The organism is Streptomyces rubrogriseus, assembly GCF_027947575.1.
Taxonomy (GTDB): Bacteria; Actinomycetota; Actinomycetes; order Streptomycetales; family Streptomycetaceae; genus Streptomyces; species Streptomyces rubrogriseus.
Map to the genome: position 1 here is coordinate 1 of NZ_CP116256.1, position 13,260 is coordinate 13,260.

General features: G+C 69.2%; 8 protein-coding genes and 1 tRNA gene. All 9 read left to right on the forward strand.

The window, feature by feature from the left end; genetic code table 11:
- Positions 1-100 precede the first annotated feature (100 nt).
- The 9 genes from dnaA (at position 101) to Sru02f_RS00045 (ending at position 13,089) form a co-directional block, all read left to right on the forward strand.
- Positions 101-2,134, forward strand: coding sequence for a chromosomal replication initiator protein DnaA (dnaA, locus tag Sru02f_RS00005; RefSeq protein WP_109029163.1), 2,034 nt, complete (start codon positions 101-103; stop codon positions 2,132-2,134).
- 933 nt (positions 2,135-3,067) lie between these two features.
- Positions 3,068-4,198, forward strand: coding sequence for a DNA polymerase III subunit beta (dnaN, locus tag Sru02f_RS00010; protein WP_003975054.1), 1,131 nt, complete (start codon positions 3,068-3,070; stop codon positions 4,196-4,198).
- Between the two features lie 212 nt (positions 4,199-4,410).
- Complete coding sequence (gene gnd, locus Sru02f_RS00015) at positions 4,411-5,286, forward strand: phosphogluconate dehydrogenase (NAD(+)-dependent, decarboxylating) (protein WP_109029164.1); 876 nt, start codon at positions 4,411-4,413, stop codon at positions 5,284-5,286.
- Between the two features lie 30 nt (positions 5,287-5,316).
- The gene (gene recF, locus Sru02f_RS00020) at positions 5,317-6,438 is read left to right on the forward strand and encodes a DNA replication/repair protein RecF (RefSeq protein WP_109029165.1); all 1,122 of its coding nucleotides are present in this window, start codon (positions 5,317-5,319) and stop codon (positions 6,436-6,438) included.
- Positions 6,435-7,007 carry a DUF721 domain-containing protein gene (locus Sru02f_RS00025; protein WP_109029166.1) on the forward strand — a complete coding sequence of 191 codons (573 nt, stop codon included), beginning with the start codon at positions 6,435-6,437 and terminating at the stop codon, positions 7,005-7,007. The genes recF and Sru02f_RS00025 overlap by 4 nt, the downstream gene beginning before the upstream one ends.
- A 434-nt stretch (positions 7,008-7,441) precedes the next feature.
- Positions 7,442-9,502 (forward strand): DNA topoisomerase (ATP-hydrolyzing) subunit B, encoded by a 2,061-nt coding sequence (gene gyrB / locus Sru02f_RS00030; RefSeq protein WP_174854974.1) that lies wholly within the window; start codon positions 7,442-7,444, stop codon positions 9,500-9,502.
- A 42-nt stretch (positions 9,503-9,544) separates the two neighbouring features.
- The gene (gyrA, locus tag Sru02f_RS00035; RefSeq protein ID WP_109029168.1) at positions 9,545-12,139 is read left to right on the forward strand and encodes a DNA gyrase subunit A; all 2,595 of its coding nucleotides are present in this window, start codon (positions 9,545-9,547) and stop codon (positions 12,137-12,139) included.
- Positions 12,140-12,157: 18 nt separating this feature from the next.
- Positions 12,158-12,901: a DUF3566 domain-containing protein gene (locus Sru02f_RS00040; protein ID WP_174854975.1), complete on the forward strand. Its 744-nt coding sequence runs from the start codon at positions 12,158-12,160 to the stop codon at positions 12,899-12,901.
- 111 nt (positions 12,902-13,012) lie between these two features.
- Positions 13,013-13,089 (forward strand) — tRNA-Ile (locus tag Sru02f_RS00045).
- The last annotated feature ends 171 nt before the right edge of the window (positions 13,090-13,260 follow it).

Below are 13,260 nucleotides of genomic sequence, written 5' to 3' on the forward strand. Positions count from 1 at the left end.
ACTGGACTCCGATTCGTTCCCTTATCCCTGCCCCACCCGAGTTTCATCCCGACCCGTCCCCGAATCACACCTTCGAGGGACTCGTGAGAGAGCGTGCCCTGTGGCTGACGTACCTGCCGATCTTGCCGCAGTGTGGCCACGCGTATTGGAGCAACTTCTCGGAGAGGGCCGCGGGCAGGGCGTCGAGTCGAAGGACGAGCACTGGATCCGGCGCTGCCAGCCGCTCGCGCTGGTCGCCGACACCGCCCTGCTCGCCGTACCGAACGAATTTGCGAAGGGCGTACTGGAGGGCCGCCTCGCGCCGATCGTCAGCGAGACCCTGAGCCGCGAGTGCGGGCGCCCGATCCGCATCGCGATCACCGTCGACGACACCGCGGGCGAACCCGCCGGCCCCCCACCGCAGACGCCCCAGTCGCCGCCCTCCCGCCCCCAGCACCGCTACGAGGAGCCCGAGCTCCCCGCTCCCGGCCAGGGCGGCCGCGAGGAGTACCGCGACCGCGACGAGTACGAGGGATACGGCCGCAACCGCGCCGACCAGCTCCCCACCGCCCGGCCCGCCTATCCGCAGGAGTACCAGCGCCCCGAGCCCGGCTCCTGGCCCCGCCCCGCGCAGCAGGACGACTACGGCTGGCAGCAGCAGCGCCTCGGCTTCCCGGAGCGGGACCCCTACGCGTCCCCGGCCCAGGAGCCGTACGGCCAGGAGCCGCCGCCCCCGTACTCCCACGAGAACCACGCCTCGTACCAGCAGGACTACCGGCCGCAGCCCCCGGAGCGCCCGTCGTACGACGCCCAGCGCGGCGACTACGAACCGTCCCGCGGCGAGTACGAGCAGCCCCGGGGCGACTACGAACCGTCCCGCGGCGAGTACGAGCAGCCCCGGGGCGACTACGAACCGTCCCGGGTCGAGTACGACAAACCCCGCGGCGACTACGACCAGCAGCGGGGTGACTACGAGCAGCGCGGTCCGCGCCGCGACCTGCCCGAGCCCCCGCCGGGATCCGGACACGTCCACCGCGGCGGCCCCGTCGGCCCCGGGCCCGCCACCGGGGCGCCCGGGCCGCTGGCGGCGCAGCCGGCGCCGGCCACCGGTCCGGGCGAGCCGACCGCGCGGCTGAACCCGAAGTACCTCTTCGACACCTTCGTCATCGGCGCCTCGAACCGCTTCGCCCACGCGGCGGCCGTCGCCGTCGCCGAGGCACCCGCCAAGGCCTACAACCCCCTGTTCATCTACGGGGAGTCGGGACTCGGCAAGACGCACCTCCTGCACGCCATCGGGCACTACGCGCGCAGCCTCTATCCCGGCACGCGCGTGCGGTACGTGAGCTCGGAGGAGTTCACCAACGAGTTCATCAACTCCATCCGCGACGGCAAGGGCGACAGCTTCCGCAAGCGCTACCGCGAGATGGACATCCTGCTCGTCGACGACATCCAGTTCCTCGCGGACAAGGAGTCGACGCAGGAGGAGTTCTTCCACACCTTCAACACCCTGCACAACGCCAACAAGCAGATCGTGCTCTCCAGCGACCGGCCGCCCAAGCAGCTGGTGACCCTGGAGGACCGGCTCCGCAACCGCTTCGAGTGGGGGCTGATCACCGACGTCCAGCCGCCGGAGCTGGAGACCCGCATCGCGATCCTGCGCAAGAAGGCGGTCCAGGAGCAGCTCAACGCCCCGCCGGAGGTACTGGAGTTCATCGCCTCCCGGATCTCGCGCAACATCCGCGAGCTGGAGGGAGCGCTGATCCGGGTGACGGCGTTCGCGTCGCTCAACCGGCAGCCGGTGGACCTGGGCCTCACCGAGATCGTCCTCAAGGACCTGATCCCCGGCGGCGAGGACTCGGCCCCCGAGATCACCTCCACGGCCATCATGGGCGCCACCGCGGACTACTTCGGCCTGACCGTAGAGGACCTGTGCGGCACCTCGCGGGGGCGCGCGCTCGTGACGGCCCGGCAGATCGCCATGTACCTGTGCCGCGAGCTGACGGACCTCTCGCTGCCGAAGATCGGCGCACTGTTCGGCGGCCGGGACCACACCACGGTGATGCACGCGGACCGCAAGATCCGCAATCTCATGGCCGAGCGGCGCTCGATCTACAACCAGGTGACCGAGCTGACCAACCGCATCAAGAACGGCTGACCACCGCCGCCACCGGTCACGAAGGCGCCTCCGGGACCCCCGGGGGCGCCTTTCCCATGCCGCCGGAGGCCCCCGGATGCCCCTCCCATGCCCCTCGCATGCCCCCTCGCACGTCCCCGCGTCTCCACCGGCTCGTACGGCTGTCCTGTCCGCTGTTCGAATCCCCGCCGGGTTACGGCCGTCCTCCACAGATTCGGCCAGTTTTTTCCGTCCACACCTTGGGGACTGGGAAGTTGTCCCGATCCTGTCCACAGGCCAGCCTGGTGAGGGATCATCAGGGCAGGTCAGGTCCCTGTGGATTCGTGGACGAAGGATCTCCACAGGCTGTGGACGAAGAAATGATCCACAGGCTGTGCATTCAGTTGTCCACGGGCAACCCACAGGCTGGAGGGGGTTGTCCCCAGCGATCACCAGCTTCTCCACATGCCTGTCCACTGTTCGGCAACGTGACGCGCCCTGTCACCGCGTCGAGTGAAAGCCGTCACACCAGGCTGCCTGGTTGGGCTGTGGGAAACGTGGGTAAAGCTGGGGACGGCGCTGGGGAGAAGTCGCCTCTCCCTGTGCACGGTGTGTGCAGAACTTTCTGTTCTCCACAGATACGCCCGGTTGTCCACCGGCTCCGCCCACAGGACCCGTGGACAAAATTCCTGCTCTGACCTGGGCAAACGAGGTTATCCACGGTATCCACAGGCCCTACTACTACTGACGACTAGAGAGAGAGCGGAATTCGTTTCGAAGCGGGTCCTGTGCACAACTCGGCCTCTCGGGCCCGACCGCGCCTCGTCACGACTTGACCCCGAACGGCACCTACTGTCAGTGGGGTGCGTCAGACTGGTCCCCGGTGTTCTGCCCCTCACAGCGGCGGGCGACACCGGTCAGACGACGAAGGCGAAGCAGGGCGAGCAGCGCCGGCAACAGCAGGAGGCGGCAACAGTGAAGATCCGGGTGGAACGCGACGTACTCGCGGAGGCAGTGGCCTGGGCGGCTCGCAGCCTCCCGGCCCGTCCGCCGGCGCCGGTCCTCGCGGGCCTGCTGCTGAAGGCCGAGGAAGGGCAGCTGAGCCTGTCCAGCTTCGACTACGAGGTCTCGGCGCGGGTGTCGGTGGAGGCCGAGATCGAGGAGGAGGGCACGGTCCTCGTCTCCGGCCGTCTGCTCGCCGACATCTCCCGCGCCCTGCCCAACCGGCCGGTGGAGATTTCCACAGACGGTGTACGGGCGACGGTGGTCTGCGGCTCCTCGCGGTTCACCCTCCACACCCTGCCGGTGGAGGAGTACCCGGCGCTGCCGCAGATGCCGGAGGCGACCGGCACGGTGCCCGGCGAGGTCTTCGCCTCGGCGGTGCAGCAGGTGGCGATCGCCGCGGGCCGCGACGACACGCTGCCCGTCCTGACCGGTGTGCGCATCGAGATCGAGGGCGACTCGGTGACCCTGGCCTCCACCGACCGCTACCGCTTCGCGGTCCGCGAGTTCCTGTGGAAGCCGGAGAACCCGGACATCTCCGCGGTCGCCCTGGTGCCCGCCAAGACGCTCCAGGACACCGCCAAGGCGCTGACCAGCGGTGACCAGGTGATCCTGGCGCTCTCCGGTTCGGGCGCGGGCGAGGGCCTGATCGGTTTCGAGGGCGCGGGCCGCCGGACGACGACGCGTCTGCTGGAGGGTGACCTCCCGAAGTACAAGACGCTGTTCCCGACCGAGTTCAACAGCGTCGCCGTGATCGAGACCGCCCCCTTCGTGGAGGCCGTCAAGCGCGTGGCCCTGGTCGCCGAGCGCAACACCCCGGTGCGGCTCAGCTTCGAGCAGGGTGTGCTCATCCTGGAGGCCGGCTCCAGCGACGACGCACAGGCTGTGGAAAGGGTCGACGCGCAGCTGGAGGGCGACGACATCTCGATCGCCTTCAACCCGACCTTCCTGCTGGACGGTCTGAGCGCCATCGACTCCCCGGTCGCCCAGCTGTCCTTCACGACCTCCACGAAGCCGGCGCTGCTCAGCGGCAGGCCCGCGGTGGACGCCGAGGCGGACGAGGCCTACAAGTACCTGATCATGCCGGTGCGGCTGAGCGGCTGAGCGGCTGAGCGGCTGAGCCGCGTCAGGCCGGTGGCTGTCCACAGGGTGGGGACGAACCCGCAGGTGGGGGCATACGTCTGAGCGCGTATGCCCACAGCTGTGCACGGGCGTGCGGGTTTAGGGTCGACGCGGGTACGAAAGTGCCGCGGCACCCGTCCGGCGGGTTCGGAGGTGCCGCCTTGCCACCTCGCACACCTTAAGGAACGCAACTGATGGAGCTCGGTCTCGTCGGCCTCGGCAAGATGGGCGGCAACATGCGCGAGCGGATCCGCCGCGCGGGCCACACCGTCGTCGGATACGACCGCAATCCGGACCTCGCCGACGTCCACAGCCTGGAAGAGCTCGTGGGCAAGCTCAGCGCCCCGCGCGTGGTGTGGGTGATGGTCCCGGCCGGCGAGGCCACCCAGGCCACCGTCGACCGCCTCGGCGAGCTGCTGGAGCCCGGCGACGTGGTCGTGGACGGCGGCAACTCCCGCTGGACGGACGACGAGAAGCACGCGGAGGAGCTGGCGGCCAAGGGCATAGGCTTCGTCGACTGCGGCGTCTCCGGCGGCGTATGGGGCCTGGAGAACGGCTACGCGCTGATGTACGGCGGCGACGCGGAGAACGTCGCCAAGGTGCAGCCGGTCTTCGACGCCCTCAAGCCGACGGGCGACTTCGGCGCCGTGCACGCCGGCAAGGTGGGCGCGGGCCACTTCGCGAAGATGGTCCACAACGGCATCGAGTACGCCATGATGCAGGCCTACGCCGAGGGCTGGGAGCTGCTGGAGAAGGTCGACTCCGTGGAGAACGTCCGCGAGGTCTTCCGGTCCTGGCAGGAGGGCACGGTGATCCGCTCCTGGCTGCTCGACCTCGCGGTCAACGCGCTCGACGACGACGAGCACCTGGACGGGCTCCGGGGTTATGCACAGGACTCCGGTGAGGGACGCTGGACTGTGGAGGCGGCGATCGACAACGCGGTGCCGCTGCCCGCGATCACTGCCTCCCTCTTCGCGCGGTTCGCGTCCCGGCAGGACGACTCGCCGCAGATGAAGATGATCGCGGCGCTGCGCAACCAGTTCGGCGGCCACGCGGTCGAGAAGAAGTAACCGGAACGCTGGGGAGGTCGGCGCACGACCATGCACGTCACGCATCTGTCGCTGGCCGACTTCCGTTCGTACGCCCGGGTCGAGGTGCCCCTGGACCCGGGCGTCACCGCCTTCGTCGGCCCGAACGGGCAGGGCAAGACGAACCTGGTCGAGGCGGTCGGCTACCTCGCCACCCTCGGCAGTCACCGGGTCTCCTCCGACGCCCCCCTGGTGCGCATGGGCGCCGAGCGGGCCGTGATCCGGGCCCAGGTCCGGCAGGGCGAGCGGCAGCAGCTGATCGAGCTGGAGCTGAATCCGGGCAAGGCCAATCGCGCCCGCATCAACCGGTCCTCGCAGGTCAGACCGCGTGACGTGCTCGGCATCGTGCGCACCGTGCTGTTCGCGCCGGAGGACCTCGCGCTGGTCAAGGGTGACCCCGGCGAGCGGCGCCGTTTCCTGGACGAGCTGATCACCGCCCGTTCTCCGCGGATGGCGGGGGTGCGTTCGGACTACGACCGGGTCCTCAAGCAGCGCAACACCCTGCTGAAGTCGGCCGCGCTCGCCCGCCGGCACGGCGGCCGGACGATGGACCTGTCCACGCTCGACGTCTGGGACCAGCACCTCGCGCGCGCGGGCGCCGAACTGCTCGCCCAGCGCCTGGACCTGATCGCGGCCGTGCAGCCGCTGGCCGACAAGGCGTACGAGCAGCTGGCCCCGGGCGGCGGCCCCCTCGCCCTGGAGTACAAGCCGTCGGCGCCCGGTGAGGCGCACACGCGTGAGGACCTGTACGAGCAGCTGATGGCGGCGCTCGCCGAGGCGCGCAAGCAGGAGATCGAGCGGGGCGTCACCCTGGTCGGTCCGCACCGGGACGACCTGCTGCTCAAGCTCGGCTCTCTGCCCGCCAAGGGCTACGCGTCCCACGGCGAGTCGTGGTCGTACGCGCTGGCGCTGCGGCTGGCCTCGTTCGACCTGCTGCGGGCCGAGGGCAACGAGCCGGTGCTGGTGCTGGACGACGTGTTCGCCGAGCTGGACGCACGGCGCCGGGAGCGGCTGGCGGAGCTGGTGGCGCCCGGGGAGCAGGTGCTGGTGACGGCCGCGGTCGAGGACGACGTACCGCATGTGCTCGCGGGGGCGCGGTTCACGGTGGCGGAGGGGACGGTGGAGCGCGTATGAGCGCGGACGCACCGGAGCCGGGCCCCGGAGAGTCCCCCGGCGGGCGCGCGAGCGGCGGTCCGGAGCCGTCCGGCGTCGACCTCGCGCGCGTGGCGCTCAGGGCGGCTCGTGAGGCGGCACGCGCGCGTGGGGACGCGGCCCAGCAGAAGAAGCAGGCGCGCCGCGGGGGGCTGCGCTCCGGGGCGCGGGCCGACGGCCGTGACCCCATGGCGCTGGGTTCCGCGATCAACCGGCTGATCACCGAGCGCGGCTGGGAGACACCGGCCGCGGTGGGCGGGGTGATGGGCCGCTGGCCGGAGATCGTCGGTGCGGACGTGGCGAAGCACTGCGTGCCGGAGCGGTACGACGAGGACGAGCGGGTGCTGGTGGTGCGCTGCGACTCGACGGCGTGGGCGACGAACCTGCGGCTGCTCGCGCCGACGCTGGTGGCGCGCCTGAACGAGGACCTGGGGCACGGGTCGGTACGGATGATCAAGGTTCTCGGACCGGGTGGCCCGGGTGGTCAGGGCCGGCGGTACGGGCCGTTGCGGGCCCCCGGGAGCCAGGGGCCGGGGGACACCTACGGGTGATGTGCGGGCGTTCTGGCACCCCGTCAGGGATGCGTGATGTACCTCACAAAAAACGGCGACGACGGGCGGCGTGAACCGTCGGCGCGCGCCGCGTCGTACCACCGTGCGTGAGCGCGCGTCCCGATCTGACTCCCAAGTAGCAAAGGGTTGACGCCTCGAAGCGCTGAGTGCCGTTGTGAGCCTCTTGAGGCCCCCTTCCGCATATCGGGAGTCGGACGAGGCTCGTTCAGGGCGGCACATGCGGACTCAGGTACCGGCAAACCCCCATCAGTGTCAGTGGTACCGGTAGAATGGGAGAGAATCCCGCCCCGAACGTGGGGACCGTCCGGGACTAGCTGAGCAACGCTGATCAAGGCTTACCAACGCAACATGCCGCAGCCGCTCCGGCAACCTGCCGACGAGCCCGGCTCGTGCTGTGCCAGAAAGGGCGCTTCGTGGCCGATTCCGGCAACCCCAACGAGAACAACCCGTCCACCGACACCGGCGTGAACGACGCGGTGAGCACCCCGCACGGCGATGCTTCCGCGTCGTACGACGCCAGTGCCATCACCGTCCTCGAGGGTCTGGACGCGGTCCGCAAGCGACCCGGTATGTACATCGGTTCGACCGGTGAGCGGGGCCTGCACCACCTGGTGCAGGAGGTCGTGGACAACTCCGTCGACGAGGCACTCGCCGGTCACGCGGACACGATCGACGTCACGATCCTGCCCGACGGCGGTGTCCGCGTCGTGGACAACGGCCGCGGCATCCCGGTGGGCATCGTCCCCTCCGAGGGGAAGCCCGCCGTCGAGGTCGTGCTGACCGTGCTGCACGCGGGCGGCAAGTTCGGCGGCGGCGGCTACGCGGTCTCCGGTGGTCTGCACGGCGTGGGCGTCTCCGTCGTCAACGCCCTCTCCACGAGGGTGGCGGTGGAGGTCAAGACCGACGGCTACCGCTGGACGCAGGAGTACAAGCTGGGCGTCCCCACGGCGTCGCTCGCCCGGCACGAGGCCACCGAGGAGACCGGCACGACGGTCACCTTCTGGGCCGACGGCGACATCTTCGAGACCACCGACTACTCCTTCGAGACGCTCTCCCGGCGCTTCCAGGAGATGGCCTTCCTCAACAAGGGCCTGAAGATCAACCTCACCGACGAGCGCGAGTCGGCGAAGGCCACCGCCGGCGCGGACGAGGCGGGCGAGGACGAGAAGCACGAGGTCAAGAGCGTCTCGTACCACTACGAGGGCGGCATCGTCGACTTCGTGACGTACCTCAACTCCCGCAAGGGAGAGCTGGTGCACCCCACCGTGATCGACCTCGAGGCCGAGGACAAGGACAAGAGCCTGTCCCTCGAGGTCGCGATGCAGTGGAACGGCGGCTACACGGAGGGCGTGTACTCCTTCGCCAACATCATCCACACGCACGAGGGCGGCACGCACGAGGAGGGCTTCCGCGCGGCGCTCACCTCGCTGATCAACAAGTACGCGCGCGACAAGAAGCTGCTGCGCGAGAAGGACGACAACCTCACGGGTGACGACATCCGCGAGGGTCTGACGGCGATCATCTCGGTCAAGCTGGCGGAGCCCCAGTTCGAGGGCCAGACCAAGACGAAGCTGGGCAACACCGAGGTGAAGACCTTCGTCCAGAAGGTCGTCTACGAGCACCTGACGGACTGGCTCGACCGCAACCCCAACGAGGCCGCGGACATCATCCGCAAGGGCATCCAGGCGGCCCACGCGCGCGTGGCGGCCCGCAAGGCCCGTGACCTGACCCGTCGCAAGGGCCTGCTGGAGTCGGCCTCGCTGCCGGGCAAGCTGTCCGACTGCCAGTCGAACGACCCGACCAAGTGCGAGATCTTCATCGTCGAGGGCGACTCCGCCGGCGGCTCGGCCAAGTCCGGCCGGAACCCGCAGTACCAGGCGATCCTCCCGATCCGTGGCAAGATCCTCAACGTCGAGAAGGCGCGCATCGACCGGATCCTGCAGAACCAGGAGATCCAGGCGATGATCTCCGCGTTCGGCACCGGGGTGCACGAGGACTTCGACATCGAGAAGCTCCGCTATCACAAGATCATCCTGATGGCGGACGCCGACGTCGACGGCCAGCACATCAACACCCTGCTGCTGACCTTCCTGTTCCGCTTCATGCGGCCGCTGGTGGAGTCCGGGCACGTGTACCTGTCCCGCCCGCCGCTGTACAAGATCAAGTGGGGCCGGGACGACTTCGAGTACGCGTACTCCGACCGCGAGCGCGACGCGCTGATCGAGATGGGCCGCCAGGCCGGCAAGCGCATCCGCGAGGACTCGGTGCAGCGCTTCAAGGGCCTCGGCGAGATGAACGCCGAGGAGCTGCGCATCACGACCATGGACCAGGAGCACCGGGTGCTCGGCCAGGTCACGCTCGACGACGCCGCGCAGGCCGACGACCTGTTCTCGGTGCTGATGGGCGAGGACGTCGAGGCCCGGCGCGCGTTCATCCAGCGCAACGCCAAGGACGTCCGCTTCCTCGACATCTGAGTCGGTCTCAGCTGACCGCACCAGGAAGGACCTTCACCAGCAATGACCGACGAGAACACTCCTGTGACCACGCCCGAGGGTGACGCCCTGGCGATGCGTGTCGAGCCCGTCGGGCTCGAGACGGAGATGCAGCGCTCCTACCTCGACTACGCGATGTCCGTCATCGTCTCGCGTGCGCTGCCCGACGTCCGCGACGGCCTCAAGCCCGTGCACCGCCGCGTGCTGTACGCCATGTACGACGGCGGCTACCGCCCCGAGCGCGGTTTCTACAAGTGCGCCCGCGTCGTCGGCGACGTCATGGGCAATTACCACCCGCACGGCGACAGCTCCATCTACGACGCGCTGGTCCGCCTCGCCCAGCCCTGGTCGATGCGGATGCCGCTGGTCGACTCCAACGGCAACTTCGGCTCGCCGGGCAACGACCCGGCGGCGGCCATGCGCTACACCGAGTGCAAGATGGCGCCGCTGTCGATGGAGATGGTCCGCGACATCGACGAGGAGACCGTCGACTTCACGGACAACTACGACGGACGCTCCCAGGAGCCGACCGTCCTGCCCGCCCGCTTCCCGAACCTGCTGATCAACGGCTCGGCGGGCATCGCGGTCGGCATGGCGACCAACATCCCGCCGCACAACCTGCGCGAGGTCGCGGCCGGCGCCCAGTGGTACCTGGAGAACTACGAGGCCTCGCACGAGGAGCTGCTCGACGCGCTCATCGAGCGCATCAAGGGCCCCGACTTCCCCACCGGCGCCCTGGTGGTGGGCCGCAAGGGCATCGAGGAGGCGTACCGCACCGGCCGCGGCTCGATCACCATGCGCGCGGTCGTCGAGGTCGAGGAGATCCAGAACCGCCAGTGCCTGGTGGTCACCGAGCTGCCCTACCAGGTCAACCCGGACAACCTCGCGCAGAAGATCGCCGACCTGGTGAAGGACGGCAAGATCGGCGGCATCGCCGACGTCCGCGACGAGACGTCGTCCCGCACCGGCCAGCGCCTGGTGATCGTCCTCAAGCGGGACGCGGTCGCCAAGGTCGTCCTGAACAACCTGTACAAGCACACCGACCTGCAGACCAACTTCGGCGCCAACATGCTGGCCCTGGTCGACGGCGTGCCGCGCACCCTGTCCCTGGACGCGTTCATCCGCCACTGGGTGAACCACCAGATCGAGGTCATCGTCCGCCGTACGCGCTTCAGGCTGCGCAAGGCGGAGGAGCGGGCGCACATCCTGCGCGGCCTGCTCAAGGCCCTGGACGCCATCGACGAGGTCATCGCGCTGATCCGGCGCAGTGAGACCGTCGAGATCGCGCGCGGGGGCCTGATGGACCTCCTGGAGATCGACGAGATCCAGGCCAACGCGATCCTGGAGATGCAGCTGCGCCGCCTGGCGGCCCTGGAGCGGCAGAAGATCGTCCGGGAGCACGACGAGCTCCAGGCGAAGATCACCGAGTACAACGAGATCCTCGCCTCGCCGGTCCGCCAGCGCGAGATCGTCAGCGGGGAGCTGGCCGCGATCGTCGAGAAGTACGGCGACGACCGCAAGACCAAGCTGATCCCGTACGAGGGCGACATGTCCATCGAGGACCTGATCGCCGAGGAGGACATCGTCGTCACGGTCACCCGTGGCGGCTACATCAAGCGCACCAAGACCGACGACTACCGGGCGCAGAAGCGCGGCGGCAAGGGCGTGCGCGGCACGAAGCTCAAGGAAGACGACATCGTCAACCACTTCTTCGTGTCCACCACGCACCACTGGCTGCTGTTCTTCACCAACAAGGGCCGCGTCTACCGCGCCAAGGCCTACGAGCTGCCCGACGCCGGCCGGGACGCGCGCGGCCAGCACGTGGCGAACCTGCTGGCCTTCCAGCCGGACGAGACGATCGCCCAGATCCGCGCGATCCGCGACTACGAGGCGGTTCCCTACCTGGTCCTGGCCACCAAGGCCGGCCTGGTGAAGAAGACGCCGCTGAAGGACTACGACTCGCCGCGTTCGGGCGGTGTCATCGCGATCAACCTGCGGGAGCAGGCGGACGGGAGCGACGACGAACTGATCGGCGCCGAACTCGTCTCGGCCGAGGACGATCTGCTGCTGATCAGCAAGAAGGCGCAGTCGATCAGGTTCACCGCGTCGGACGACACACTGCGTCCGATGGGGCGTGCCACCTCGGGTGTCAAGGGCATGAGTTTCCGCGAAGGGGACGAGCTGCTCTCGATGAATGTTGTTCGAGCCGGTACGTTCGTGTTCACTGCCACCGACGGCGGTTACGCGAAGCGGACCTCCGTCGACGAGTACCGCGTCCAGGGTCGCGGCGGCCTCGGCATCAAGGCCGCCAAGATCGTCGAGGACCGCGGGTCGCTCGTGGGCGCGCTGGTGGTCGAGGAGCACGACGAGATCCTCGCCATCACACTCTCGGGCGGTGTGATTCGTACGCGAGTCAACGGGGTCAGGGAGACCGGCCGTGACACCATGGGCGTTCAACTGATCAATCTGGGCAAGCGCGATGCCGTCGTCGGTATCGCACGCAACGCCGAGGCGGGACGCGAGGCGGAGGAGGTCGACGGCGATGTGGTCGTCGACGAGACCGCCGAGGGTGCCGAGACCACCGGCACGGACGAGGGCGAGGCGCCCTCGGCCGAGTAGCACGAGGAGAGAGTCATCGTGAGCGGAGCCACGGGCGCCGGATCGGCCGGTACCCCCACGGGTACGGAAACGGGCGGCGGCGGCCGTGGCTCAGCCGCGCGTGCGACGGATTCGCACACGACTCAACTGCGCAAGATCGACGACGGAGCGACCGACTCGCACTCGGGGAGCTCGTCCTCAACGCATGGATCCCAGGGGGGAACTGTGACGGACACCCGAGGCCAGCGGACTCAGCAGGCGGCCTCGCCGCTGCCGGGAGAGCGGCAGCCCCAGCAGCCCGGCGGGCCCTACCACCCGCCGCAGGCCTACCAGACCCAGGGCGGCAACCAGACCCACGGCGGCAACGCGTCCGCCGTGCGCCGCCCCCGCACCGGCGCCCGCACCACGCCCCGCGTCCGCAAGGCACGCCTGCGCGTGTCGAAGGCGGACCCGTGGTCGGTGATGAAGGTCAGCTTCCTGCTCTCCATCGCGCTGGGCATCTGCACCATCGTCGCCTCCGCCGTGCTGTGGATGGTCATGGACGCCATGGGCGTCTTCTCGACGGTCGGCGGCACGATCTCCGAGGCCACCGGCTCCAACGAGTCCAACGGCTTCGACCTGCAGTCCTTCCTGTCGCTGCCCAACGTGCTGATGTTCACCACGATCATCGCGGTCATCGACGTCGTCCTCGCGACGGCCCTGGCCACGCTGGGCGCGTTCATCTACAACCTGTCCGCCGGCTTCGTCGGCGGTGTGGAGCTGACGCTCGCCGAGGACGAGTGATCCGCGGGCCGTCCCGGCCTCCGGTCCGCGCGACAACCGATTTTGGGACTGCCCGCCTCGTGCGCTAATCTTCAGGAGTCAGCGCGCGGGACATACACCGCAGAGCGCGGCGGGGCTATAGCTCAGTTGGTTAGAGCGCATCCCTGATAAGGATGAGGCCACAGGTTCAAATCCTGTTAGCCCCACCAGCACCAAGACCCCCAGCCGGTACCGGTTGGGGGTCTTCGCGTTCGCTCGCGTTCGCTCGCGTTCGCCGCCGGGCGCCGCGGTGGGACGAGTCCAGGAAAAGACCCGACCGCTGGCGACGGGGGATGCGCCAGCGGTCGGGCTGTGGCCAAGGCTAACAAGGCCGGGTGTCC

What these genes read in the sequence shown, in the direction of transcription:
- gnd (WP_109029164.1), top strand. Translation starts at nt 4,411, where the DNA reads ATGGAGCTCGGTCTCGTCGGCCTCGGCAAGATGGGCGGCAACATGCGC.
- recF (WP_109029165.1), top strand. Translation starts at nt 5,317, where the DNA reads ATGCACGTCACGCATCTGTCGCTGGCCGACTTCCGTTCGTACGCCCGG.
- Sru02f_RS00025 (WP_109029166.1), top strand. Translation starts at nt 6,435, where the DNA reads ATGAGCGCGGACGCACCGGAGCCGGGCCCCGGAGAGTCCCCCGGCGGG.
- gyrA (WP_109029168.1), top strand. Translation starts at nt 9,545, where the DNA reads ATGACCGACGAGAACACTCCTGTGACCACGCCCGAGGGTGACGCCCTG.